Source organism: Lelliottia nimipressuralis, assembly GCF_041464075.1.
GTDB classification, from domain to species: domain Bacteria; phylum Pseudomonadota; class Gammaproteobacteria; order Enterobacterales; family Enterobacteriaceae; genus Enterobacter; species Enterobacter nimipressuralis.
In genome coordinates this window covers 2250227-2276002 of the sequence record NZ_CP167172.1, presented here as the reverse complement: position 1 = coordinate 2276002, position 25776 = coordinate 2250227, and the positions used below count along the sequence as shown (strand labels likewise).

Sequence of the window (25776 nt, the reverse complement as noted above, 5' to 3'; positions counted from 1 at the left end):
GAGATTGATTTGACGCAAAAAAATCAGGGGCTTTGCTGCTAGTTTGCGGCGCGAAGTCTCCTACAGATAACGAGGACAGCAATGGACGTCAGCCGCAGAAAGTTTTTTAAAATCTGCGCGGGCGGTATGGCCGGAACAACAGCTGCTGCGTTGGGCTTTATGCCTAAACTCGCGCTGGCTCAGTCGCGTAACTATAAACTGCTGCGCGCCAAAGAGATCCGTAACACCTGCACATACTGCTCCGTGGGATGCGGGCTATTGATGTATAGCCTGGGCGATGGCGCGAAAAACGCCAAAGAAGCGATTTACCATATTGAAGGGGATCCGGATCATCCGGTGAGCCGTGGGGCACTTTGCCCGAAAGGTGCAGGCCTGCTGGATTATGTCCACAGCGACAATCGCCTGCGTTACCCGGAATACCGCGCGCCTGGCTCTGATAAATGGCAGCGCATCTCCTGGGACGATGCCTTTACCCGCATCGCCAAATTAATGAAAGACGACCGTGACGCCAATTTCGTTGAAAAGAACGAGCAGGGCGACACCGTGAACCGCTGGCTTTCCACCGGGATGCTCTGCGCATCTGCGGCAAGTAATGAAACCGGCATGCTGACGCAAAAATTTGTGCGCTCGCTTGGCATGCTGGCCGTCGATAACCAGGCGCGCGTCTGACACGGACCAACGGTAGCAAGTCTTGCTCCAACATTTGGTCGCGGTGCGATGACCAACCACTGGGTTGATATCAAAAACGCCAACGTCGTGGTGGTGATGGGCGGTAACGCCGCTGAAGCCCATCCAGTGGGATTCCGCTGGGCGATGGAAGCGAAAAATAACAACGATGCGACGCTGATCGTCGTCGATCCGCGCTTTACGCGTACGGCATCGGTGGCGGATATCTATGCGCCGATTCGTTCCGGTACGGACATCACGTTCCTGTCTGGCGTGCTGCTGTATCTGATTGAAAACAACAAGATCAACGCCGAATACGTTAAACACTACACCAACGCGAATCTGCTGGTGCGGGACGACTTTGCCTTTGATGACGGGCTTTTCAGCGGCTATGACGCAGAAAAACGTCAGTACGACAAATCCTCCTGGAACTATCAGTTCGATGAAAATGGTTTTGCGAAACGCGATGAAACCCTGACCGATCCGCGCTGCGTGTGGAACTTGTTGAAGCAGCACGTTTCTCGCTACACGCCGGACGTGGTGGAAAACATCTGCGGAACGCCGAAAGCGGACTTCCTGAAAGTGTGTGAAGTGCTGGCCTCGACCAGTGCGGCCGATCGCACCACCACGTTCCTGTATGCGCTGGGCTGGACGCAGCACACCGTTGGTGCGCAGAACATCCGTACCATGGCGATGATTCAGCTGTTGCTCGGCAACATGGGGATGGCGGGCGGCGGCGTGAATGCCTTGCGCGGACACTCCAATATTCAGGGGCTAACCGATCTGGGGCTGCTCTCCACCAGCCTGAGCGGCTATCTGACGCTGCCGTCGGAAAAACAGACCGATCTGCAGACCTATCTCGCGGCCAACACGCCAAAAGCGACACTGCCGGAGCAGGTGAACTACTGGAGCAACTATCCGAAGTTCTTCGTCAGCCTGATGAAGTCTTTCTACGGCGATGCGGCGCAGAAAGAGAACGACTGGGGCTTTGAGTGGTTGCCGAAATGGGACCAGGCCTACGACGTCATCAAGTATTTCAACATGATGGATAAGGGCAACGTCACAGGCTACATCTGCCAGGGCTTTAACCCGGTGGCCTCTTTCCCGGATAAAAACAAGGTTGTGCGCAGCCTCAGTAAGCTGAAGTACATGGTGGTGATCGATCCGCTGGTAACGGAAACCTCAAACTTCTGGCAGAACCACGGCGAGATGAACGACGTTGATACGGCGTCGATTCAGACCGAAGTCTTCCGTCTGCCGTCGACCTGTTTCGCGGAAGAAGATGGCTCCATCGCCAACTCTGGCCGCTGGCTGCAGTGGCACTGGAAAGGCCAGGATGCACCGGGCGAAGCGCGTAACGACGGCGAAATTCTGGCCGGTATTTACCATCGTCTGCGCGAGATGTACGCCCAAATGGGTGGTAAAGGGGCGATACCGCTGCTGAAAATGCGCTGGGATTACAAGCAGCCGGACCATCCGGAATCGGAAGAGGTGGCGAAAGAGAACAACGGCTATGCGCTGGAAGATCTTTATGACGCCAACGGCAATCTGCTGGCGAAAAAAGGTCAGCTGCTGAACAGCTTTGCGCTGCTGCGCGATGACGGTTCAACGGCCTCCTCCTGCTGGATCTACACAGGAAGCTGGACCGAGCAGGGCAACCAGATGGCCAACCGCGATAACGCCGATCCGTCAGGACTGGGCAATACGCTCGGCTGGGCCTGGGCGTGGCCGCTCAACCGTCGCGTGCTTTACAACCGTGCATCGGCGGATATCAACGGCAAACCGTGGGATCCGAAACGCAAACTGATCGCGTGGAACGGCTCGAAGTGGACAGGGAACGATATCCCGGACTTCAACACCGCGCCGCCGGGCAGTGCGACCGGGCCGTTTATCATGCAGCCAGAAGGGCTGGGGCGTCTGTTTGCGCTCGATAAGCTGGCAGAAGGGCCGTTCCCAGAGCACTACGAGCCGATGGAAACACCGCTCGGCACCAACCCGCTGCATCCGAACGTGGTTTCCAGCCCGGTGGTTCGCCTGTATGAAGACGACGCGCTGCGTCTGGGTAAGAAAGATAAGTTCCCGTACGTCGGGACCACCTATCGTCTGACCGAGCATTTCCACACCTGGACCAAACACGCGCGGCTTAACGCCATCGCGCAGCCGGAACAGTTTGTCGAAATCAGTGAAACCCTGGCGCGCTCGAAAGGCATCACCAACGGCGATCGCGTGAAGGTGAGCAGCAAACGCGGCTTTATTCGCGCGGTGGCGGTGGTTACGCGTCGTCTGCAGACGTTGCACGTCAACGGCCAGCAGGTCGAGACCGTGGGCATTCCGCTGCACTGGGGCTTTGAAGGGGTGGCGCAAAAAGGCTATCTCGCCAACACCCTGACGCCAAACGTCGGCGATTCCAACTCGCAAACGCCGGAATATAAAGCGTTTCTGGTCAACATCGAGAAAGCGTAAGGAGCGATTCAATGGCTATGGAAACACAAGACATTATCAAACGCTCCGCGACCAACGGCATGACTCCCGCGCCTCGTGCGCGGGACTATAAAGCGGAAGTCGCCAAGCTGATTGATGTCTCTTCCTGCGTGGGCTGCAAAGCCTGCCAGGTGGCCTGTTCGGAGTGGAACGACATCCGCGATGAGGTCGGACACTGCGTGGGCGTTTACGATAATCCGGCGGATCTCAGCGCCAAATCCTGGACGGTAATGCGTTTTAGCGAAACCGATCAGAACGGCAAGCTGGAGTGGTTGATTCGTAAAGACGGCTGTATGCACTGCGAGGATCCGGGGTGCCTGAAGGCATGCCCGTCCGCCGGGGCGATTATTCAGTACGCCAACGGGATCGTCGATTTTCAGCAGGATAACTGCATCGGTTGCGGCTACTGTATCGCCGGCTGTCCGTTCAACGTGCCGCGTCTGAACAAAGAGGATAACCGGGTATACAAATGCACCCTCTGCGTGGATCGGGTCAGCGTCGGGCAGGAGCCTGCCTGCGTGAAAACCTGTCCAACCGGGGCAATTCATTTCGGTACCAAGAAAGAGATGCTCGAGGTGGCGCAGGAACGCGTCGATAAGCTTAAAGCACGCGGATATGACCACGCGGGGATTTACAACCCGCAGGGCGTCGGCGGGACGCATGTGATGTACGTTCTGCATCACAACGACCAGCCAGAGCTGTATCACAATCTGCCTAAAGATCCGGCGATTGATACCTCCATCAACCTGTGGAAAGGGGCGCTCAAACCGCTCGCGGCGGCCGGATTTATCGCCACCTTTGCCGGTTTGATTTATCACTACATCGGTATCGGGCCAAACAAAGAGGTGGATGACGACGAGGATGAACATCATGAGTAAGTCGAAGATGATTGTGCGCACCAAGTTTGTCGACCGCGCCTGTCACTGGACGGTGGTCATTTGCTTCTTTCTGGTGGCGGTGTCCGGGATCTCTTTCTTCTTCCCGACGCTCCAGTGGCTGACCGAAACCTTCGGGACGCCGCAGATGGGCCGTATTCTGCACCCGTTCTTTGGCGTGCTGATTTTCGTGGTGCTGATGTTTATGTTCGTGCGCTTTGTGCATCACAACATCCCGGATAAGCAGGATATTCCGTGGGTGAAAGGGATTGTCGAAGTGCTGAAAGGCAACGAGCACAAAGTCGCGAAAGTGGGCAAGTACAACGCCGGACAGAAAATGATGTTCTGGACCATCATGAGCATGATTTTTGTGCTGCTGGTGACCGGGGTGATTATCTGGCGTCCCTATTTTGCCCATTATTTCCCGATTCAGGTGATTCGCTACAGCCTGCTGATCCATGCGACCGTCGCCATCATTCTGATCCATGCCATCCTGATCCATATGTATATGGCTTTCTGGGTGAAAGGATCGATTAAAGGGATGATCGAAGGGAAGGTAAGCCGCCGCTGGGCGCAAAAACACCATCCGCGCTGGTATCGTGATGTCGAAAGACTGGAAGCGAAAAAAGAGAGCACGGAAGGGATGAAGTAATCTCATGCGCCGTCGGTATTTGCCGGCGGCGCTGCGTTTGTGCAGCCCTGGGGCGAGTGTTTTATCGGCTGCCCCGGGCGCTTTTCAGAACCGCTCCGCAATATAGCGGAACGGATAATCCGTCGGTTTTACTTTACCCACTTTACGCTTCGGCAGTTTTACCGGCTCGACGGGCAGGGTTTTGTAGGGGATCTGCGACAGCAAATGCGAGATGACATTCAGTCGCACCCGTTTTTTATCCTCAGATCGAGCGACAAACCACGGCGCCCAGGCGGTATCGGTGGCAGCAAACATCGCATCGCGCGCTTCGGTGTATTTATCCCACAGTCTGAACGATTTGATGTCCATTGGTGACAGCTTCCAGGTTTTACGCCCGTCATCAATACGATCCCGCAGGCGGCGCTCCTGCTCTTTGGGCGTCACTTCGAGCCAATACTTGATCAGAATGATCCCCGCATCCACCATCGCCCGTTCCATGGTCGGCGTGCCATCCAGAAACTTTTGCACCTGTTCAGGCGTACAAAAGCCCATGACGCGTTCAACGCCCGCACGGTTGTACCAGCTGCGATCGAAAATCACGATTTCTCCCGCCGAGGGCAGATGCGGCACGTAGCGCTGGAAATAGAGCTGACTTTTCTCTTTCTCTGTCGGCGCGGGCAGCGCAACGACACGGAACACCCGGGGGCTGACGCGCTCGGTGATGGCTTTAATCGTTCCGCCTTTGCCTGCACCGTCGCGGCCTTCAAACACCACGCAGACTTTTAGCCCTTTACTGACGACCCACTGCTGAAGCTTGACCAGCTCAACGTGCAGACGCCGCAGCTCCTTTTCGTATTCCTTCTCTTTCAGCGGTTCGCGTTTCACATTTTCCGCCGGGCTTTTCGCTTTCTTGATGTTTCCCATGGCAATCCTCTTCGACAGAAGGGAGGGTAAGAACACTTTGAAGTGTAATCGTGCTCGCAAATCCTCGCGGGAATTATTTACACAACGCCATAGGATCGGGTTAGAATACGGTATTACTGTATATAAACACAGGTGGTCGTAAAATGCTGACGCTGGACGGGGTAAGAATTGGCAAAAACCAGTTTACGGGCGAGAAAATTGAGAACGGGACATTTCGCCACTGCGACTTTTCTGGCGTCGATCTGACCGGCACGGAATTTATCGGCTGTCAGTTTTACGATCGCGAAAGCCAGCAGGGCGGGAATTTCTCCCGCGCCACGCTGAAAGACGCTATTTTCAAAAATTGCGATTTAACGATGGCAGACTTCAGGAACGCCAGCGCGCTGGGGATTGAAATCCGCGAGTGCCGCGCGCAGGGCGCAGACTTTCGCGGCACCAGCTTTATGAACATGATCACCTCCCGCAGCTGGTTTTGCAGCGCGTACATCACCAAAAGCAATCTCAGCTACGCCAACTTTTCCAAAGTGGTGCTCGAAAAATGCGAGCTGTGGGAAAACCGCTGGAACGGCGCGCAGATCTTCGGCGCAACGTTTAGCGGCTCCGATCTGTCGGGCGGGGAGTTTTCGTCATTCGACTGGCGGGCGGTTAACGTCACTCATTGCGATCTGACCAATTCTGAACTCGGCGATCTGGACGTGCGCGGCGTCGATTTGCAGGGGGTGAAGCTCGATAGCTATCAGGTTGCGCAAATTATGGAACGCCTGGGCGTCGCGATTATCGGTTAAGGATATTCACAAGCCAGACCGAATGAATGGATTAACGTGTCAGAGCGCCAATTGGAACTGGCTCACCATACCAGTTTGTTCAATAATGGCTGTTGCAAATTTTTAACAAATGGCTGTGGTATGAAAAAAACCATTTTTTCACTGGCGCTGGGTACTTTTGGATTGGGCATGGCCGAGTTTGGCATCATGGGCGTGCTGACCGAGCTGGCGCACGATACCGGCATTTCGATCCCCTCTGCCGGGAGCATGATTTCGTACTACGCCTTTGGCGTGGTTATTGGTGCGCCGATCATCGCGCTGTTTTCAAATAAGTTCTCGTTAAAAACGGTACTGCTTTTTCTGGTCGCGCTGTGCGTGGTCGGAAACGCCATTTTTACCTTCTCAACATCCTATTTCTGGCTGGCCATTGGGCGGCTGGTGTCCGGCTTTCCTCACGGGGCCTTCTTCGGCGTCGGGGCGATCATCCTTTCAAAGATAGCGCCGCCGGGAAAAGTCACCCTAGCCGTATCGGGGATGATTGCCGGAATGACGGTCGCCAACCTGGTGGGCGTTCCGCTCGGCACCTGGCTTGGGCATGAATATAACTGGCGCTACACCTTCTTTCTGATTGCGGCGTTTGACGCGCTGGTGATCCTGTCGGTCATTTTCTGGGTGCCGACTCTGTACGATAAAACCGAAACCCGACTCACGGAGCAATTTCACTTTTTGAAGAAACCGGAACCCTGGCTGATTTTTGCCGCGACGATGTTCGGTAATGCCGGAGTCTTCGCATGGTTCAGCTTTGTGAAGCCGTTTATGGTCAACGTCTCCGGATTCTCCGCCGGATTTATGACCGTCATCATGATGCTGATGGGGCTGGGCATGGTGCTGGGTAATCTGCTCAGCGGCAAACTTTCCGGTCGTTACAGCCCGCTGCGCATTGCGGCGACCACTGATCTGGTGATCGTGGTGTCGCTGTTGATGCTGTTTGCCTTCGGTGAAAATCAGGCTGCGTCTCTGATGATGGGCTTTATCTGCTGCGCGGGGCTGTTCGCGCTGTCGGCACCGCTGCAAATTATGCTGCTGCAAAATGCGCAGGGCGGTGAGCTGCTGGGCGCGGCGGGCGGGCAGGTGGCCTTTAATCTTGGCAGTGCGATTGGGGCGTATTTCGGCGGGATGATGATCGTTCTCGGCTACAGCTGGAGCTACGTGACGTTACCGGCGGCGTTCCTCTCATTCGCCGCCATGTCATCGCTGCTGCTGTATGGCCGTCAGAAAGCCAAACGGGCGGAGGCTAACGCCAGCGCGTTAGCCTGATTTACGTTACGGAAGGTAAGGTTCGCCGAGGGTCAGCATTAAGCGGTTGGCCCAGGCGAAGAACGCCGCAGATTGCACCAGATCGAGCTGTTCAAGTGTGTCCAGAGACTGCTTCTCCAGTGCCGCGAGATGCGCGCGTGTAACAGCGGGTGGTGTCACGGACAGCGCCGCTGCAAAATCAATTTCCGCCTTCCAGCGCGCCGATTGCCCCTCGCTCAGGGACTGCCCCGGCCGCACGGCCAGCAGCGCGTCTACGGCATTATCGTCCTTCGACAGTTGGCTCGCCTTACGCGCATGGACAGATGCGCAGTAAATGCAGCCGTTGATCTTGCTGGTCACCGTTGCCGCCAGTTCACGCTCCGCGCGCGGCAGGCCGCCTGGCGTATAAAAAATCCCTTTATCGGTCAGCGTGCGCTGTTCCAGAACCGGCAAATTGCGCCCCAGCAGGCGGAAATAGTCTGAGTCCGTATGGCCAAATTTCGCAAGAATAGCCTGCTCGTCGGCGTTGAACTCTGCCAGCGGTTTTGACGCCAGCCACGGCTCCCAGCCCAGCTCCTGCTGCGTGAACTGTACCGGCGCCGGTTTGCCGCTTTTTGTCTCAGGCGTGCTGTGCCAGATCCCCGCCACCACCGGGGTGTCGCTTGCCGCCACGGTTTTGTCATTCAGCAGGCGCAACCCGGCGACGAGACGGCTCTGAAAACTCACAAACGCAATCAGCTGAGCCAGCGTCACAATGGCTTCTTTGCTCCATCCCGCCTGCGTCAGCGCGCTTAATGCGCCGGGCGTGGCCTCGACCGGGGAAAACGTCAGCAGACGCGCAAAGGTCAGCGCGGGCGTCAGGCGTGCGGAAGTCGGATCAGCCAGCCCGAAACCGGCGTAGTGGGCGGCCAGCGCATCGACGCGGTGCCATTTTGCCACTTTAGCGGCCACCGCCGCGCGTTCATCAAGGGGGAACGCCGCATCCTGCTGGCTAAAAAGTGTTTCATAGCTGCCCTGGGCATGACGGGTGGCGGCATCGCGCGTGGCGCGAGCCGTTGCCAGCGGCGAACCGGGGGCAATCTCCGCTAATTCGGCAACAATATCCTGACTTAAAGACATAGGGACTCCTTAAAGAATATGAGGGGCGATATGTTCAGCAATAAGCTCAATTGAACGTAAGGTGTCCCGATGGGACGGCTCAACGGAATGGACCTGGAATGAAATATCCGTCGCCCGTTTGAGGACGGAATCCTGAGCAAGGGAGTCCAGCACGGTGTGCGGTGCGCCGATATGGGCGTCGAACTGGCGAATAAAATCTGTGACACTGTCACCGGTTACGGTATGACCCGCCGCTCGGTGCGCCTCTGCCTGTCGGGTTAACCCGGGCGTTGCGACGTTCAGAGCATACGCATCGCTGTCGGCCACAAACGCCGTGCGCGAGGCCAGAATTCGCGGTGCCACTCCCGAGGGCAGCGCGGCGAGATAGGCATCCACAATCGGGTTCTGAATCTGGTCGAGAGTTAGCCCTGGCTGGTCAGCCGGGCGAGGCTGAGTGCGGGAGAGCATCAGCCCGTGCCCGGCCCGGGCGGCGCGCACGGCGCCTTCAACGGAAAAGGTCGCAATCCACACGCGCTCTGCCAGCTGCGGCGCAGGTGGATAGAGATGGTTATCCGGATGCGTCAGGGAATCACCGCGCCAGGCGCTCTGAATCAGGTGCAGATGGTCGGCAAAGGTCGCGCCGCGCTCGTCGAACGTCAGGCCGAAAGGCAGAAACGAGGTTGGCGTACCGCCGGAGCCAAAACCGACTTCAAGGCGACCGTCCGCCAGCAGATCGAGGACCGCCGCGTCTTCCGCCACGCGCAGCGGATTTTCCATCGGCAGGGTAATAATCGCCGTGCCCAGACGGATGCTTTGGGTCTGGGCCGCAACGTGAGCGAGGAACACCAGCGGCGACGGCAGGCCGCCTTCGCGCTCATGGAAATGGTGCTGAGCAATCCAGGCCGCATGAAAACCATGGCGCTCGGCATGGCGGATCTGTTCTGTTGCCAGACGATAGCGCTCTTTCGCAGGCGCGTCGTCGAGCAGGCGGGTAAAGAATCCCAGGCGTTTACGCGTCATGCGTACTCCTTCGTAACGGGTGAAAAATGGGGGATGGCGTCGATCAGCTCGCGGGTATAGCTGCTCTGTGGCGAGGAGAAGAGCGCCTCCACCGTGCCATGTTCAACAACCTGACCGCTGCGCAGCACTGTGACGCTGTGCGCAATGCGGCGAACGGTCGCCAGATCGTGGGTGATAAACAGATAGGTCAGCCCCAGCTGCTGCTGGAGTTGTTGCAGCAGGGCGAGGATTTGCGCCTGCACTGTGACATCCAGCGCAGAGGTCGCTTCGTCCAGCACCAGAATGGTTGGCTCCAGAATCAGCGCACGAGCGATGGCCACGCGTTGACGCTGGCCGCCGGACAGCTCGCGAGGGGTACGACTCAGCAGCTCAAGCGGGAGGGCCACGCGGGTGGTCACCGCCTCGACGCGGGATTTGCGCTCCGCTCGGGCGAGTTTATTGAAGTTTTTCAGCGGCTCTTCGATGATCTCAAACAGCGTTTGCCGTGGGTCGAGGGAGGCAAACGGATTCTGGTAGACGAACTGAATTTTCTGCCGCAGCTGGCGGCGTGCTTCCACGCTGAGCTGGGTCGCATCGATATCATCGAGGGTGACGCGCCCGCTGTCCGCCTGCTCAAACCCCAGTAATATGCGGGCCAGAGTGGTTTTCCCCGATCCCGACTCCCCGACCAGCGCGTGCGTGCTGCTGCGCTGCACATCAAAACTGACGTTATCCAGCGCCTGTAAAGTGTGGCCTTTACTGAGAGTGAACTGCTTGCTGATGGCCTGAGCGCGAATGGCAGGAGAGGCCAGCCGAAGGCCTGAGACGGGCGCAATGGTCAAGCGCGAACCCTGCAAATCGCTCAGCAACTGGCGGGTATAGGCGTGCTGCGGGGCGCGCACCACGTCGGCAGTTGCCCCCTGTTCCTGAACTTCACCGTGCCGAAAGACCAGTAAGCGATCGGCACGCTGAGCGGCCAGGGCCAGATCGTGGGTGACGAACAGCACCGCCGTTCCCGATTCGCGGCGCAGGATATCCAGCAGATCGAGAATGCGTTTTTGTACCGTCACATCCAGCGCACTGGTTGGTTCATCGGCGATGATCACATCCGGGCGCAACGCGATGGCGATGGCGATCAGCACCCGCTGTTTCATCCCGCCGGAAAGCTGATGCGGATATTGCTTCATCCGCTGCGCCGGGTGGCTTAGCCCGACTTTGGTCAGCAACGCCAGCACCTGATTTTCTTGCTCGGTCTTTGTGATTTTCTGGTGAATATTCAGCACTTCGCCCACCTGGGCGCCGATGGTTTTGACCGGATTCAGGGAGTTGCCAGGGTCCTGCGGCACCAGGCTGATACGCGCTCCGCGCAGGCTGTTGAGCCGTTTTGCTGACCACTGGCTGATCTCTTCGCCGTTCAGCACAATTTTGCCGCTGTCGCGACGGGCGTTGTCCGCCAGCAAGCCGATAATCGCCTGCGCGGTGGTGGTTTTCCCGGAGCCAGACTCGCCCACAAAGGCCAGCATTTCCCCGCGTTTCAGGGTGAAACTGACGTTGTGGACCACTTCACGCCACTGGCGACCGATGCGGTAGCTTAAAGTCAGATTTTCCACGGACAGAACGGTCATGAGCGGCCTCCGCTTAACTGTTGGCTGATACGGTTGGTGGCAAGCACCACGGCGATCACCACGATGCCGGGGAAGGTGGTCAGCCACCAGGCGGTAGAGAGATAGTTACGCCCTTCGGCAATCAGCAGTCCCCATTCCGGGACGGGCGGCGGGGTGCCGTAGCCGAGGAAACTTAACGTCGAGAGGGCGAGGATTGCCTGACCAAACTGCAGGGTCGCGAAGGCCAGCACCGCCGTCAGGGAGTTCGGTAAAATGTGACGCCACAGCACTGCCCAGAAGGTGCCGCCGCTGCCGTAGGCCGCTTCGACGTAATCTGCGTGACGAATACGCACCACTTCGCCGCGCGCCAGGCGGGCAAAACTGGCAATCGACGCCACACCGACGGCAATAGCCGCGTTCACCGTGCCGAAACCGAGCAAAATAATCACCGTCAGGGAGAGCAGCAGCGAGGGAATCGACAGCAGCACATCGATAAAACGCATCAGCACCGACTCCACGCGCCCGGCGAAGGCACCGGCGATAACCCCAATTGCGGTGCCAGCCACTAATCCCATCGCCACGGCCGCCAGGGCGGCGCTGAGTGAGTGGGATGCGCCATAGACAATGCGCGCGTAGACGTCACGGCCAAGTTGATCGGTTCCCAGCCAGTGTCCCGCCTGGGGAGCTAAACGCTGTGCGCCTGCGATCCCTTCAATCGGGCTGTAGTGGGTGAGCAAACCCGGCGCCAGTGCGGCCAGAGCGGCAACGATAATCACGCCCCACGCCAGCCATAATCCGGGCTGAATGTCGACGGTGCGAAGGGCCGGGACGCGTTTTCGCGCCGCAGCGGCATAGTCCACCAGACTCATGATGCACCTCCGGTGACGGTTTGCAGACGAGGATCAAACAGCGGCATCAGCAGATCCACCAGCAGGTTTATCAGCACAAAGCCCAGGGCCGAGATCATCACCACCGCCTGTAATACGGCGATATCCTGGTTGTTGACGGCCTGCTGCGTCAGCTGGCCCAGACCGCTGCGGCCAAATACGGTTTCGGTAATCAGCGCCCCGGCAATCAGTTCGCCGAGCAAAATCCCGGCGATATTCAGCACCGGCAGCAGCGCATTGCCCGTGACGTGACGCCACAGCACACCGGTTTCGCTCAGCCCTTTGGCGCGCGCGACGGCGACGAACGGCTGAGCGGACACCTGATCGAGACTGCGCATCAGAATTTGCGCCAGCGGGGCGGAGATCGGAATGGCGACAGTAACGATCGGCAGGATCAACCCCTGCAATGGCGACGGGTTAATCACCGGAATCAGCCGTAGCTGGAATGAGAACAGCTGGATGAGCGCGATGCCGAGCCAGAAGGTCGGCAGCGAGATAAACAGTACCGGCACGGACTGAATGGCGTTACTCACCCAGCGCAGCCCCGGCAGACGTGCGGCAAACGCCAGCACGAAGGCCAGTATTACGGCAAGCAGGAACGCCGGCACGGCGAGACTCAGGGTGTCCGGCAGATTGCTCGCGATCAGTTCGCTCACCGGCACGCCCGCCTGCAATGAAAAACCAAAATCGCCGCGCAGCATGGCAAACAGCGTGTGGAAATACTGCTGCCAGAGCGGGCTGTCTGCACCGTAGGCGACGCGCATCTCTTCGATTTGCGCCGGGCTTAAGCCCAGATCCGGGTTCTGAAATTTAATCAGCACCGCATCCCCCGGCAGCACCTGAAGCAGCACGAAGGAGAGGGTAAAGGCGGCCCACAGGACCAGCAGCCCCATTCCGGCCCGTCGCAGCAGATAATGGCTCATCATCGCCCCCTTAGTGTTTCTCAATCCACGCGCCGTAGAACGACGGACGTCCTACCGCTTCGAAGTTCACCCCTTTCAGCCATGGCGCACCGGCGAAGACCTGCGGCTCTTCAAAAATCGGAATTACGTAGGCGTTATCCAGCAGATAGCACTGGGCGTCGCCCGTCAGCTGCAGGCGTTTTTGCGGATCGACTTCGGCGGAGATGTTCACCAGCAGTTCGTTGAGTTTGTCGTCGCGGAAGCTTTTCACCTTGTCGCTGGAGCCACCTTTTTGCAGCAGCGCGTCGCGGTTGGCCGGATAGAACATGCTTTTCACTACGTCAGGATCGGCGCGGCCGACTTCCGACACCGTCAGCGGCGTTTTCAGCGGATCGAGGTTATCCAGCGTGCGACTGCCCGCATCACCCGCCTTGACGCTCAGCGCCACGCCGACCTGACGCCACTGCTGAGCCACCAGTTGCAGCACCTCTTTGTTTTGCGGCTGCGGCAGGGATTCATAGACCGTCAGCGCCAGGCGCTGTCCGTCTTTGGCGCGGATACCGTCGCCGCCGGTTTTCCAGCCCGCATCATCGAGCAACGCGTTGGCTTTCGCCGCGTCAAAGGTCAGCTTGTCGCTGAGATCGACAAAGCCGGCGGCAGAATCGGCAATTACCGATTTTGCCTGCGGGTAATTCGGTGAGAAGAGGGTTTCAATGACCTGTTTCGCATTGGTGGCATGGAGCAGCGCCTGTCGCACGCGAAGGTCAGACACCAGCGGATTGTCCGGGCGGAAGCTGATACTGTCGTTTACGCCGCGCGTTGGGGCAGCGTAGATTTTATAGCCCTGTTCGGTGGCCTGTTTTTCGTCGTAGGCTTGCACCTGACGGATAAAGTCAGCCTGGCCTGCCAGCAGCGCGCCGACGCGCACGCTGTCTTCCGGCGTGACGATAAATTTAATGCCATCCAGATTTGCCGGGCCTTGCTGGGCGAGATTTTTCGGGCCCCACTGGTACGCTTTGCGCGCCTCAAGGGTCACTTCCCGGCCCAGTTTTTCATCTTTCACCACGAACGGGCCGGAGCCGATGATGTGGCGCGCGTCGCCCAGCTCTTCAAAGTTGCGCTTCAGGGTGCTGAGTGACACCAGCCCAGAACCAATAGTGGCGGTGCCCTGTAAGAATCCTGGCGACGGTTTTTTGAAGTAGAACTTCACCGTCTGCGGATCGATCACTTCGCTGCGATCGTAGTTGTTGATCACCTCGGAAACCGGCAGGCGCTGGGCTTTGTTGCCCAATCCGTAAGTGTCGAAGTTTTTGGCCACCGCGTTGGCGTCGAGCGGCGTGCCGTCGGAGAACGTCACCCCTGGGCGGATTTTAAAGGTGTATTCGGTTTTGTCGGCGTTGGTGGACCAGCTTTCGGCGATCCACGGCTCCACCTCCAGCGTTTTCGGGTTCTGCCAGGTGAGCTTGTCGGTGATCTGATTCAGAATGCCGCCGTTCGGGTAGAAGCCGCCCGCTGGGGGATAGAGATTGGTGTGCGCCTGTTGTTCCAGATAGACAAGCGTGCCGCCTTTAACCGGTGTGTCGGCGGCGTGTGCAGCCGTCGCCGCGAGGATCAGCGCCGTCAGCAGCGGCAGGCGAAAAGGGGTTTGCATGGTGAATTCCTTTGTTATCTTCGTTTTAGCGTCGGATTCATCATCGGGCGCGGCTGAAAACAAAGGAACAAAGGAATTGAGATAAGGATTGCCGGAAATCGGAAATATACAAGCCGCCCCCGGTCAGGAGCGGATGAACTCTTTACACAAACTTCGCCAGGGGATCCGCTGCTGCAAAGGCAACTGCGCGATCGGCCGCGGGTGGATAGATCAGTTCGTTGGTGATGGCAATTTTGAGTTTTTTCGCCTCTTCACGGACCAGTTTCACCTCTTGCTCCCAGCCCTCGGTGTACACCGCGCCCCAGGCACCGAGATCGAGGCAGGTGACATAATTCACCTGGCGGTACGGGTAGGGCTCGACGTTCAGCAGACTGGCAGCGGCGTTGTGTCCGGCAAATTTTCCGAGCTGGATCGCATGCTGACAGGTCATCAGCGCCGTATTCCCCACATCATCCGTTTTCGCATGGGCGGTATCGCCGGTGGCGAAGACGTCCGGGTGCGCAGGGATTTGCAGCAGTTCGTTCACCCGCAGACGCGCCTGAGCGTCACGCTCGCCGTCAATCTGAGTCGTCAACGGATGAGCCTCCACGCCAGCGGTCCAGACCACGGTGGACGCGTCAATGCGTTCGCCACTCTTGAGAATGACGCCTTGCGCATCGACCACTTCGATTTCGCTGTTCAGACGCCACTCCACGCCCAGTTCTTCGCTGGCATTCGCAATTACATCGCGCAACGCTTCGCTGTAACGACCGCCGATAACCGCACCGCGCTCAACTACGATGACTTTAGTCTGCGTATCATCACCAAAACGGGCACGCAAACGCGCCGGTAATTCGGTTGCCAGCTCAATGCCGGTAAACCCGCCCCCACAGACCACCACCGTGTTACGCGCCGGGGTAGAGGGCTGATGAACCAGGGCATCGAGGTGTTTTTCGAACACCTGAGCAGATTCAAGCTGATCGATATCAAAAGCAAATTCAGTCAGACCGGCCACCGCCGGGCGTTTGGCCTGGCTGCCGGTGGCCAGTACCAGGCGGTCATACGTTATGAGGGAAGTGTTGCCCTGGCTGTCGCGATACCACACGGATTTCTCTTTGGTATCAATGCGTTCTGCGCTTCCCTTAATGTACTCAACGTCCAGTTCGGCGAACAGTTCCGTCAGGGGAGCCACCAGTCCGGCGACGTTCTCTTCATAGAAACGCGGGCGCACGCGCAGCTCAGGTTGCGGAGCCAGCACGCTAATACGCAGATCGGTGCTCCCGTTCAGCTCCGCCAGGCGCGCTGCGCTCACCGCTGCCCACATACCGGAAAAACCACTGCCCACAATTAAAATATGCTTTTTCATTTTCGATCCTTTTGCTCATCAGGCTTTGTGTCTGACCTGACTGCAACTATACTTGTCGGAGTTAACTCCGACAACTTTTTTCTGAGTTAACTGGCGAACACATGTAAGATGAGCTGAAAATCAGAGAGTTAACTGGCGAGGGAGTCATGGGCTGTTTTTCTGCTTACGAACGCGGCTATAATAACCACGAATAATGAGAGCGGAGTTAATCATGGCCTTTTACAGTTCCGGTGTGGAGTACGCCATTCATAGTCTGATGTGCATGGTGGATGCCAAAGGCAACGAGCGAGAGTTGAGCGTCCGGGAGATGGCGGAACTGCAGGGTGTGCCTTACGATTATCTGGGCAAAATCTTCACCCGTCTTTCGCGGGCGGGACTGGTCAACAGCACGGAAGGCAAGGGCGGCGGGTTTAAACTCGCGCGTCCGGCAGAACTCATTTCAGTGCTGGATGTGGTGCATGCCATTGATGGCGAGAAGAATATGTTTGAATGTCGGGAAGTGCGCCAGCGGTTGGCGGTGTTTGATGAAGCTCCGCCTGCGTGGGTTTGCGACGGGCCATGCGGCGTGCGTTCGGTGATGGACAGCGCCCAGCAGCGGATGGAAGAAGAACTGGCGCGCCACACCATTCTCGATCTGGCGCGCAAAATGTACCGTAAAGCACCTGATACATTCCTGATTGACGTACAGGACTGGATCACGGATCGCCGCAGCCCGTCCTGAATCCATTAAGAACGGAAATCAATCACCATACGGCCACGGATCTGGCCTTGTTCCATCTCTTTGAAAATCGCGTTGATGTCGCCCAGCGGACGCATCGTGACTTTCGGTACCACTTTGCCTTCGGCGGCAAACTGGAAGGCTTCTACCAGATCCTGACGAGTCCCCACCAGAGAACCGACCACCTGAATTCCATCCAGTACCAGACGTGGAATATCCAGGCTCATGGCTTCTGGCGGCAGACCGACAGCCACCACACGGCCACCGGCACGCACCGCATCGACCGCAGAGTTAAACGCGGCTTTCGCCACCGCGGTGACGACCGCAGAATGCGCTCCGCCGGTTTTTTCCTGAATCACTTTCGCCGCATCTTCGTTGCGGGAGTTGATTGTCAGATCGGCACCCATGTCGGCGGCGAGTTTCAGCTGCGCATCATTCACGTCGATGGCAATGACTTTGGCATTAAAGACGTTTTTCGCGTATTGCAGCGCCAGGTTGCCCAGCCCACCCAGACCGTAGATCGCAATCCACTGGCCCGGTTTGATGTGGGAAATTTTTACCGCTTTATAGGTGGTGACGCCAGCGCAGGTGATGCTGCTGGCCGCTGCGGATTCCAGGCCGTCCGGCACTTTTACCGCATAATCGGCGGTTACGATGCACTCTTCAGCCATCCCGCCATCAACGGAATACCCGGCGTTTTTCACGTCGCGACACAGGGTTTCGTTGCCAGAGTTACAGTATTCGCAATGACCGCAGCCCTGGAAGAACCAGGCCACGCTTGCGCGATCGCCCACTTTCAGTGAGGTGACGCCAGGACCGATTTCTTTGACGATGCCAATCCCTTCATGGCCGAGGATCACCCCGGTTTTATCGCCAAAATCGCCGTTCTTCACGTGAAGATCCGTGTGGCAGACGCCACAGCATTCCATCTTCAGCAGCGCTTCGCCGTGTTGCAGCGCGCGCAGGGTTTTATCGGTGACATTAACCTGATGATCTTGAGTAACGACAGCAGCCTTCATATGTATCTCCATGTTCATGTTCGGTATCTGCATAGCCAGTAAGAAAGATGAGAATCGTTCTTACTCCTTAAGGATTAATGCTTTGGCGGTTTTATACAAGGGCGGGGCAACATAATGTAATAATTTCGTTGTCATTCAGGCGATTAAAGCATCAATAAACCATTCAAGCCCTGAATACAGGTGGGGATGAGAAACTGACAAAAAAACGTCATGGTTCTGTCATCTGGAAAACGTAACGTGTTGGCTTCCCAATAACCGAAGAGTTAAAAGACATGAAGCTGTTCAAAACCTTACTGGCCGTTAGCGTTCTTATTTCCGCCTCTGTGCAGGCGCAAAATATCCTGGAATTCCCACAGCCGGAAAATAATCCGGAAGAGTTTTATGCCGTCACCGAAATCCCGGCGGGCGGTATCATCAAATATGAAACCGATGCCAAAACCGGTTTTATTATTGCCGATCGTTTCCAGTCGATGCCGGTGGCTTATCCGGCTAACTATGGCTCCCTGACGCAGTCCCTTGCGGGCGATGGCGATCCGCTGGACGTGATTTTCTACACCCGCGCGCCGATGGCACCGGGTACGCTTATCAAACTGCGTGCGATTGGCGTGCTGAAGATGGTGGATGGCGGGGATAAAGACGACAAAATTGTGGCTGTCCCGGCGAGCAAAATCGACCCGACTTATGACGACATTAAGGAGCTGAGCGATCTGCCGAAAATCGAAGTGCAGCGCCTCGAATCCTTTTTCCGCGTCTATAAAGAGCTGCCGGAAGGGCGTAAAAAAGTGGAGCTGAATGGCTTTAACGATGCCGCCACCGCGAAGCAGGAAATCAAACAGGCGTGGGACGCCTGGAAAGCGAAAACACCGCAATAATAAACTGGCCCGGCTGAACGTGCAGCCGGGCGCAGGGTTACAGCTGTGCTTCTAGCCGGGCAATCTCCTCGCGCCACTGTTGCTGAAGCTGAGGTTTTTGATGCTTCAACTTACGCGCCATATCCTCAGCCAGCAGCGTCTCCAGCGCCACCAGTCTTTCGAGCAGATCGTCAAACTCTGTCGGCGCTGATTGCGCTATATTGGCTGACACGTCAGATGGGGTTAATCCGCCGCTTTCCCGCAGACGGGCAAACACCGCTTCGGCGTCATGCCATTCGCTAAGTCTGCCGTCCTCAATCAACCAGAAGCGGTTACAGCTCTGGCTGATGAGCTGCCTGTCGTGACTCACCAGCAGCACGCCGCCTTCGAACTGTTGCAGCGTTTCGGCCAGCGCCTCTTTGCCTTCCATATCCAGGTGGTTGGTCGGCTCATCAAGCATCAGCAGGCTGTAACGGGCGAGCGTCAGGCCGACAAACAGCAGGCGAGAACGTTCGCCGCCGCTGAGGGTACTGACTTTCTGCCCGTGGCGCACCCACGGAAAACCGGCGCTGATGAGTGCCATTTTACGCACCTGCGGGTCTGGCGCGAACGGCTCCAGCGCCTCCAGCAGCGGGGCATCGTCCGGCAGCTGGTGCAGCGTCTGGTCGTAGTAGCCCAGGGTCAGGCGGGGATGGATTTTCAGTTCATCCGTCGACTGTTCTGTGACAAATTGCCGCCAGATAAGCTTCATCAGCGAGGATTTCCCGCAGCCGTTACGGCCCATAATCGCCACGCGGTCGCCGCTCTTAAGCCTCGCGATATCCACGTCAAATAGCGCGGGCAAGCCGGGCGCCGGAGGGACGGGAAGATGCGTCATCTCCAGCAACCGGTCGGCACGCAGCGCATCGCCACGCAGTGTTAACGTCCACGGACTGCCCGCCGTGAGATCGGTCTGGCTCTCTTTCAGGCGTTCGACCTGTTTTTCCATCTGTTTCGCTTTGCGGGCGAGATCTTCGTTGTCGTAGACCTTGCCCCAGGTCGCCAGCCGTTTGGCGCTGGCCGCAACGCGGTCGATCTCTTTTTGCTCGGCCTTGTGCCGCAGGGCATCGCTTTCGTCTTTTGCCGCCAGCGCCTGACGGGCGGCGGAGCAAGGGAGGGCGAAGCTGTGCAGCGTTTTATCGCGCAAAATCCAGCTGCCGTTGGTGACGGCATCGAGCAGCTGTCGGTCATGGGACACCAGCACAAAGCTGCCGGACCAGTTCTGTAAAAACTGCTCCAGCCAGAGCATGGTTGGCAGATCGAGGTGGTTGCTGGGTTCATCCAGTAGCAGCAGATCGGGATCGCTGATCAACGCCCGCGCCAACAGCAACCGTGTGTGCTGCCCGCCGCTCAGGGTCGACGACTGTAAGGCCATATCCTGCGCGGTAAAACCCATACCGCCAAGCAACGTTTCGGCGCGCCAGCGCAGGCTGTCGCGTTCCGCTGCGGGCAGTTGCGCCATCACGGCGTCGAGCATCGACAGAGGATAAATCGATTCCGGCAGATGCTGTTCCACGCGCGCCATCAGGCAGTGGCCCGCGAGCGCCACCGTGCCGACAGAGGGGGACTCGGTGCCATCGAGGATCTTCAGCAGGGTACTTTTGCCGCAGCCGTTATCGCCCAGCAGACCAATGCGGTCGCCTTTTTTCAGGGTAAAGGAGAGCGAGTCGAAAAGGGTGTTAAACGCTGTTTCAACGCGGAGAGATTGTGCAGTTAGTAATGTGCTCATTGTTGCTTACTCAAGTGTTACAGGCATGGAAATGCCTCGTCAAACATCGCTGACGATAACTCAGTAAGCCCGAGGGAAGGGATTCAGGTGTGGGTGTCTTCGCTCAAGCAGAAGTTATCGCAGCACGATACCGATAACGCTTGAGCTGGTGCGATCACCAAATGTATGTGAAACATTGAAAATTTCACTATACAGCATAATTAGCCTCCTTATTTATTCAGTGGGTTTATGGATGAAGGGAGTGTAGCGGGGATTTACAGGCCCGGCAAGCAGAGCGCCACCGGGCCTGGCGTTTGCCGGGTGGCGTTGTGCTACCCGGCGACTTACAGAGGGAAGGTTTAAATCGAGGTACGACGATAGTTCCGGTATTCCGGCATCCAGAAGTTGTCGTCGATGGCCTGCTGCAATGCATCGGCGGAGGTTTTCACCGCCACACCCTGTTGCTGCGCCATTTTGCCGACCGCAAAGGCAATCGCCCGCGATACGGTATGGATATCCTTCAGTTCTGGCAGCACCAGACCTTCGCCGTTGGTCACCAGCGGAGAGTGCTTGGCCAGAGTTTCGCTGGCAGACATCAGCATTTCGTCCGTAATGCGCGACGCACCGGATGCGATCACACCCAGACCAATTCCCGGGAAGATATAGGAGTTGTTGCACTGCGCGATGGGGTAGATTTTGTCCTTCCACACTACCGGATCAAACGGGCTGCCGGTCGCGACCAGCGCATTGCCTTCCGTCCATGCGATGATGTCCTGCGGCGTAGCTTCGACGCGAGAGGTCGGGTTAGAGAGCGGCATCACGATAGGGCGCGGGCAGTGTTTGTGCATTTCACGGATGATCTCTTCCGTGAACAGCCCGGTTTGCCCCGAAACGCCGATCAGAATATCCGGCTTCACGTTGCGCACCACGTCCAGCAGGGAGAGCACTTCGTTATCCGTATCCCAGTTTTTCAGGTTTTCGCGTTTCTGCACCAGTTTGGTCTGGAACGGCAGCAGGTTTGGCATTCCGTCGGTCAGCAGACCGAAGCGATCGACCATAAACACCCGCGACCGGGCCAGCTCTTCGCTTAAGCCCTCGCGCTGGGTTTGCGCGATGATCTGTTCTGCGATCCCACAGCCGGCAGAGCCTGCACCGAGGAAGACAATTTTCTGGTAGCTCAACTGGCTGCCAGCCGCGCGGCTCGCGGCGATCAGCGTGCCAACGGTCACCGCTGCGGTGCCCTGAATGTCGTCGTTGAAAGAGCAGATCTCATCGCGATAGCGGTTGAGCAGCGGCATGGCGTTTTTCTGCGCGAAGTCTTCGAACTGCAGCAGCACGTCTGGCCAGCGGTGTTTTACGGCCTGGATGAAGTCGTCGACGAACTGATAATACTCATCGTCCGTTACGCGCGGATGGCGCCAGCCCATATACAGCGGATCGTTCAGCAGCTGTTGGTTATTGGTGCCGACATCCAGCACCACCGGCAGCGTGTACGCCGGGCTGATGCCCCCGCAGGCGGTGTAGAGCGAAAGTTTGCCGATAGGAATACCCATGCCGCCGATACCCTGATCGCCGAGGCCCAGAATACGCTCGCCGTCCGTCACCACGATCACTTTGATGTTGTGGTTCGGCACGTTTTGCAGGATGTCATCCATGTTGTGGCGGTTCTGGTAGGAAATAAACACGCCGCGCGAACGACGGTAGATCTCGGAGAAGCGCTCACAGGCCGCCCCGACGGTCGGGGTGTAAATCACCGGCATCATCTCTTCGAGGTGATTTTGCACGAGACGGTAGAAGAGGGTTTCGTTGGTGTCCTGGATGTTACGCAGGTAGATGTGTTTGTCGATTTCGGTTTTGAAGCCCTGGTACTGGATCCAGGCGCGTTCGGCTTGCTCTTCGATGGTTTCAACCACTTCCGGCAGCAGGCCAAGCAGGTTAAAACTGCTGCGCTCTTCCGCGCTGAAGGCGCTGCCTTTATTCAGCAGCGGGAACTCCAGCAGAACCGGCCCCGCGTAGGGGATATAAAGGGAACGATGATGTTTTTCTTTGTTGTCCATGTCACTCACTCGATTTTTTGAATATCCGTCCCTGGCACTGCGTATTGTCATCTTTCTGGCTTGCTGGCAGGGCGACGTCGACTGGCATTATAAAGGAGCTAAATGTTAATTACCGCAACACACAAACAAAAACACCATCGGTTTTGCCGATGGTGTCGTGATTCAGTGACGTGAATTATTTGTCTGCGTGGCGTTTTCTGCCGTGCGTGTGGGTGACTACCGTTTCGTTGCTGCCCTCGATCACCACTTTACGTTGGTTAGACAGCTTGTAGTTCAGTCCCAGAATGTGACGTGCCTGACGGTTCGATTTCATATTAACTCCTCAATCCTGTTGATAGTTTTAAGGACCAGTTTGCTCTCGCAAACGAAATGTAACCCCTTAGGTTGCAGATCCAGCATAGCAGGTATTTTACAGGGGGCGATGTTGACCACTCACCACATAGTTAATGGTCTGCTGGTAGATATCACTGAGGATGTCATTATCTGAGGCCTCCACCCAGCGGGTGAGTTCCATCAAAATGTCATCTTCAGTGACCGCGCCATGCTCGGCGCGCAGGCCCTGTTCAATCGCATTCACCAGGGCCGGTTGTGCGGAATGAGTATTTGCTGAGTAATGTGTAAACATGCTGCCTCCGTGTCGTTATCTGTTTAATAATCCGGTACGCAATTCATAATTCACATTCAGAATGGCAAATATTCTTCCCGCTGTGGTTCAGATTCATCCTGGAAATAAAAATATCATATTTAACGTTTTTTTCGTTAACTCAGGGTTTCCAGCGACGCAGATTCGTATATTTTTCGTAGGGCATTGGGGACGGCCATGATATCAATTCAACCACGCTTCCCCAGGGGGTTTTGCCGTAGCAAAAGGCATTGCCTTCACCCCGTTCAGCGGGGGAATGAAAGGGGTTTTGGCTCGGTAAACATCTCGCCGCCAGCAGCGGTAAAGCACGCGATGGCACGTGCAAAATCATCGACATAGACAGCAAAGTGTTGCAGGCCAAAATCACTGGGACGGGCAGCGGATTGCTGTTCTGGGCCGTGCATTTCAAACAGTTCAATACCTGGGCCATGAGGCATTGCCAGCATCCTGATAGCGCGGACTTTGGTCCCTGGAAATAGTCTTAAGGTATTTTCCTGGGCTTCGTCATCAATATTTTCACTGCCAGGATCTGCTGAACGATATATAACTTTTGCTGCGAACGCTTTCTCAAAAAATAACGTGGCTTGTTCAATGTCAGGAACCGTAATACCAATGTGGTCAATTCCTCTTACTGAGGGTTGCATAATCATCTCCTGCTATAAAAAGAATAAATATAGCAGGAGACCGTTAGCCTGTTACCACTTCATTTCGCCGGTATTGACCTTCGCGCTCAATTCCAGGGAGCTGACTTCGGCAAGATTCGGCCACTGTTTTTTCATGGTATCGATCACGCCAGTTGACGCTTTATGCGCCGCCAGTGCCTGCTCAAACTGCTGCAGGTAGGTGCGGGTAAAATCGATGGCAGCGGTACCGGCTGGCGGTGTACCGAGGTAATGGCCTGGGATAACGCGCTCGGGTTTGTGCGCGGCCATTTCATCCAGGGTGGACAACCACTGCTGGCGGCTGGCTTTGGTTTGCGTGTCTGCCGTCCAGAGGTGAATGCCGGACGAAACGCCCGTACCGCCGAGAATGGCTTTGGCCGACGGGATCCACACGTAGGCGGCGTAGCTGTCTGCCTGCTCGATATCGATTTTCTCGCCGTCCACCATAAAGGTGGTTGAGGCAATCACCTGCGGGACAATCAGTTCCGACGGCGCGCCGTCCTTCATCTGCGGCCCCCAGAAGGCCAGTTTGGCATCTTTGGTGGCCTTGATGTGATCCACCACCGCCTGGGTCGCCACCACTTTGGCATTCGGGAAGGCTTTCACCAGTGGCTGAAGGCCGAAGTAAAAATCCGGATCGCCGGAGGTGATCACAATCTTGCTAAGGGTTTTACCGCTGCGGCGCACTTTCTCGACCAGCTGCTCGCCATCTTTGACGCTGAACTGCGCATCGAACAGCACGGCCTCTTTCGGCCCGGAAACCAGCGTCGAAGATACGGCGAAGATACCTTTCTCCTGTGGGTTATAAGTATCCAGCGTTAAGGGCGCGGCAAAAACAGCGGGCGCGAACAGGGCGCACAGCAGGGCAAGGCGATTGAGCTTCATCATTTTGTCTCGGTAGTGTCGGAAAGTCTCTATTGTACGGATCTCTCGATTTGCCAGAATTCCTGAAACAAGACATGCTTAGTTTCATAAATCGAGCAGATGGAGTCATAACAATGGATCGCGTGATTGCCGCCCAGGTCTATAACCGTATTTGCGAGCTGGGGAGTCTCAGCGCTGCGGCCCGCGCACTGGGCATTTCTCGCCCGATGGTAAGCCGTTATCTGGAGCAGATGGAGAAATGGGCCGGAACGCGGCTGGTGCACCGCTCCACGCGTAAACTGACGCTGACGCCTGCCGGGGAAAAGGTGCTGCAGAAAACCCGCAATCTCACACGGCTGTCGCAGGAGATTGAGGATCAGTCCTCCCGCGAAACGCCGTCCGGTACGCTGCGTGTAGCCTGCGCCCACTTCACGGCGATGCAGATTGTCGCCCCGATGCTGCCGGATTTTCTGACGCGTCATGCCAAAGTGCGCGTCGAAATGGACGTTAATAATCATCCCGTCAGCCTGGTGGGTGAGCGCATCGACGTGGCGATCCGCATTACCGACAACCCGGAACCTGGAATGATCGCCCGCCGTCTGGGTGAGTGCCGCTCGGTGCTTTGCGCCTCACCAGAGTATCTGGCTAACCACGGCGCGCCGCAAAGCCTTGAGGATCTCGCGCAACACAACTGCCTGCATTACAGCTTCTTTGCCGGTCAGTCGTGGAATTTTCTCACCGACGCGGGAGAGGTCGTTTCCGTTGCGGTGAGCGGCAATCTGAGCGCCAGTATTTCGTCGCTGCTGATGGAGGCCGCCATCCACCACTGCGGGATCGCGATGCTACCGGCGTGGGAAGCGCAGCCCGCGCTGGAGTGCGGCAAGCTCGTTCCCGTCCTCAGCGCATTCACGCCGAAACCGATCGGCATTTTTGGGATCTATCAGTCCAGGGATTATCAGCCTGCGGCCCAGCGCTTATTCCTGGATGCATTGAGCGAGTCGTTGATGACGAAGTGAGCAAACGCCTAAGAGTGTTCCGTGTTCCTCTCACATTGGTGTTGACGTTCTATACTTAATCCTTTGTAAGCCAAAA

At 56.9% G+C, this 25776-nt stretch carries 22 protein-coding genes and 1 pseudogene; 8 read left to right on the top strand and 15 right to left on the bottom strand.

Going from position 1 to position 25776, the window contains the following annotated elements; translation table 11 throughout:
- Positions 1-81: 81 nt before the first annotated feature.
- Genes fdnG through fdnI form a run of 3 tightly spaced genes read left to right on the top strand, consistent with a single transcriptional unit; the run spans position 82 to position 4674 of the window.
- Entirely contained in the window at positions 82-3129 is a 3048-nt protein-coding gene (gene fdnG, locus ACB496_RS10670) for a formate dehydrogenase-N subunit alpha (protein ID WP_371975167.1), read from the top strand.
- A gap of 11 nt (positions 3130-3140) precedes the next feature.
- The gene (gene fdxH, locus ACB496_RS10665; protein WP_371975166.1) at positions 3141-4025 is read left to right on the top strand and encodes a formate dehydrogenase subunit beta; all 885 of its coding nucleotides are present in this window, start codon (positions 3141-3143) and stop codon (positions 4023-4025) included.
- Positions 4018-4674, top strand: a complete 657-nt coding sequence (gene fdnI / locus ACB496_RS10660) for a formate dehydrogenase-N subunit gamma (RefSeq protein ID WP_100780102.1) — start codon at positions 4018-4020, stop codon at positions 4672-4674. Before fdxH ends, fdnI begins: the two co-directional genes overlap by 8 nt.
- Positions 4675-4758: 84 nt before the next feature.
- Here the strand turns inward: fdnI and ppk2 are convergent, their stop codons facing one another.
- Positions 4759-5577, bottom strand: a complete 819-nt coding sequence (gene ppk2, locus ACB496_RS10655) for a polyphosphate kinase 2 (RefSeq protein WP_102103757.1) — start codon at positions 5575-5577, stop codon at positions 4759-4761.
- 143 nt (positions 5578-5720) lie between these two features.
- Between ppk2 and ACB496_RS10650 the strand changes: the two genes are divergently transcribed.
- The gene (locus ACB496_RS10650) at positions 5721-6362 is read left to right on the top strand and encodes a Qnr family pentapeptide repeat protein (RefSeq protein ID WP_371975165.1); all 642 of its coding nucleotides are present in this window, start codon (positions 5721-5723) and stop codon (positions 6360-6362) included.
- Positions 6363-6482: 120 nt separating this feature from the next.
- On the top strand, positions 6483-7658 hold the full coding sequence (gene araJ / locus ACB496_RS10645; RefSeq protein WP_371975164.1) for an MFS transporter AraJ: 1176 nt from the start codon (positions 6483-6485) through the stop codon (positions 7656-7658).
- Positions 7659-7664: 6 nt separating this feature from the next.
- Here the strand turns inward: araJ and ACB496_RS10640 are convergent, their stop codons facing one another.
- The 7 genes from ACB496_RS10640 to ACB496_RS10610 form a co-directional block, all read right to left on the bottom strand.
- On the bottom strand, positions 7665-8756 hold the full coding sequence (locus tag ACB496_RS10640; protein ID WP_371975163.1) for an alkylhydroperoxidase domain protein: 1092 nt from the start codon (positions 8754-8756) through the stop codon (positions 7665-7667).
- 9 nt (positions 8757-8765) lie between these two features.
- Positions 8766-9755 (bottom strand): putative FMN-dependent luciferase-like monooxygenase, encoded by a 990-nt coding sequence (locus tag ACB496_RS10635; protein ID WP_371975162.1) that lies wholly within the window; start codon positions 9753-9755, stop codon positions 8766-8768.
- Positions 9752-11359 (bottom strand): dipeptide ABC transporter ATP-binding protein, encoded by a 1608-nt coding sequence (locus ACB496_RS10630; protein ID WP_371975161.1) that lies wholly within the window; start codon positions 11357-11359, stop codon positions 9752-9754. Before ACB496_RS10630 ends, ACB496_RS10635 begins: the two co-directional genes overlap by 4 nt.
- Positions 11356-12207 (bottom strand): ABC transporter permease, encoded by an 852-nt coding sequence (locus ACB496_RS10625; protein ID WP_371975160.1) that lies wholly within the window; start codon positions 12205-12207, stop codon positions 11356-11358. Before ACB496_RS10625 ends, ACB496_RS10630 begins: the two co-directional genes overlap by 4 nt.
- A complete protein-coding gene (locus ACB496_RS10620; RefSeq protein WP_371975225.1) occupies positions 12204-13148 on the bottom strand; it encodes an ABC transporter permease in 945 nt (314 codons plus the stop codon). The genes ACB496_RS10625 and ACB496_RS10620 overlap by 4 nt, the downstream gene beginning before the upstream one ends.
- Before the next feature lie 10 nt (positions 13149-13158).
- Positions 13159-14778, bottom strand: coding sequence for a TIGR04028 family ABC transporter substrate-binding protein (locus ACB496_RS10615; protein ID WP_371975159.1), 1620 nt, complete (start codon positions 14776-14778; stop codon positions 13159-13161).
- A 142-nt stretch (positions 14779-14920) separates the two neighbouring features.
- Complete coding sequence (locus tag ACB496_RS10610) at positions 14921-16123, bottom strand: NAD(P)/FAD-dependent oxidoreductase (RefSeq protein ID WP_371975158.1); 1203 nt, start codon at positions 16121-16123, stop codon at positions 14921-14923.
- A 211-nt stretch (positions 16124-16334) separates the two neighbouring features.
- Here ACB496_RS10610 and ACB496_RS10605 point away from each other — a divergent pair, with 211 nt between their 5' ends.
- A complete protein-coding gene (locus ACB496_RS10605) occupies positions 16335-16844 on the top strand; it encodes an Rrf2 family transcriptional regulator (RefSeq protein WP_129035283.1) in 510 nt (169 codons plus the stop codon).
- Positions 16845-16849: 5 nt separating this feature from the next.
- Here ACB496_RS10605 and adhP read toward each other — a convergent pair whose 3' ends face one another.
- Positions 16850-17860, bottom strand: coding sequence for an alcohol dehydrogenase AdhP (adhP, locus tag ACB496_RS10600; RefSeq protein ID WP_102103749.1), 1011 nt, complete (start codon positions 17858-17860; stop codon positions 16850-16852).
- Between the two features lie 272 nt (positions 17861-18132).
- Between adhP and ACB496_RS10595 the strand changes: the two genes are divergently transcribed.
- Positions 18133-18732, top strand: coding sequence for an inorganic diphosphatase (locus ACB496_RS10595; RefSeq protein ID WP_123427881.1), 600 nt, complete (start codon positions 18133-18135; stop codon positions 18730-18732).
- A 37-nt stretch (positions 18733-18769) separates the two neighbouring features.
- Here ACB496_RS10595 and ACB496_RS10590 read toward each other — a convergent pair whose 3' ends face one another.
- From ACB496_RS10590 to ACB496_RS10565, 6 genes and pseudogenes are all read right to left on the bottom strand, one after another.
- Positions 18770-20479, bottom strand: a complete 1710-nt coding sequence (locus ACB496_RS10590; RefSeq protein WP_371975157.1) for an ABC-F family ATP-binding cassette domain-containing protein — start codon at positions 20477-20479, stop codon at positions 18770-18772.
- Positions 20480-20817: 338 nt separating this feature from the next.
- Positions 20818-22515 (bottom strand): NAD-dependent malic enzyme, encoded by a 1698-nt coding sequence (locus tag ACB496_RS10585; RefSeq protein ID WP_371975156.1) that lies wholly within the window; start codon positions 22513-22515, stop codon positions 20818-20820.
- A gap of 175 nt (positions 22516-22690) precedes the next feature.
- A complete protein-coding gene (gene sra, locus ACB496_RS10580; protein WP_102103745.1) occupies positions 22691-22828 on the bottom strand; it encodes a stationary-phase-induced ribosome-associated protein in 138 nt (45 codons plus the stop codon).
- A 96-nt stretch (positions 22829-22924) separates the two neighbouring features.
- Positions 22925-23140: a biofilm-dependent modulation protein gene (bdm, locus tag ACB496_RS10575; protein ID WP_100780123.1), complete on the bottom strand. Its 216-nt coding sequence runs from the start codon at positions 23138-23140 to the stop codon at positions 22925-22927.
- Positions 23141-23279: 139 nt separating this feature from the next.
- Positions 23280-23802: pseudogene (locus ACB496_RS10570) on the bottom strand (VOC family protein).
- Between the two features lie 51 nt (positions 23803-23853).
- A complete protein-coding gene (locus tag ACB496_RS10565) occupies positions 23854-24705 on the bottom strand; it encodes a Vmh family MBL fold metallo-hydrolase (RefSeq protein WP_314522254.1) in 852 nt (283 codons plus the stop codon).
- A 113-nt stretch (positions 24706-24818) separates the two neighbouring features.
- Here ACB496_RS10565 and ACB496_RS10560 point away from each other — a divergent pair, with 113 nt between their 5' ends.
- Positions 24819-25700 (top strand): LysR family transcriptional regulator, encoded by an 882-nt coding sequence (locus ACB496_RS10560; RefSeq protein ID WP_371975155.1) that lies wholly within the window; start codon positions 24819-24821, stop codon positions 25698-25700.
- Positions 25701-25776: the final 76 nt, after the last annotated feature.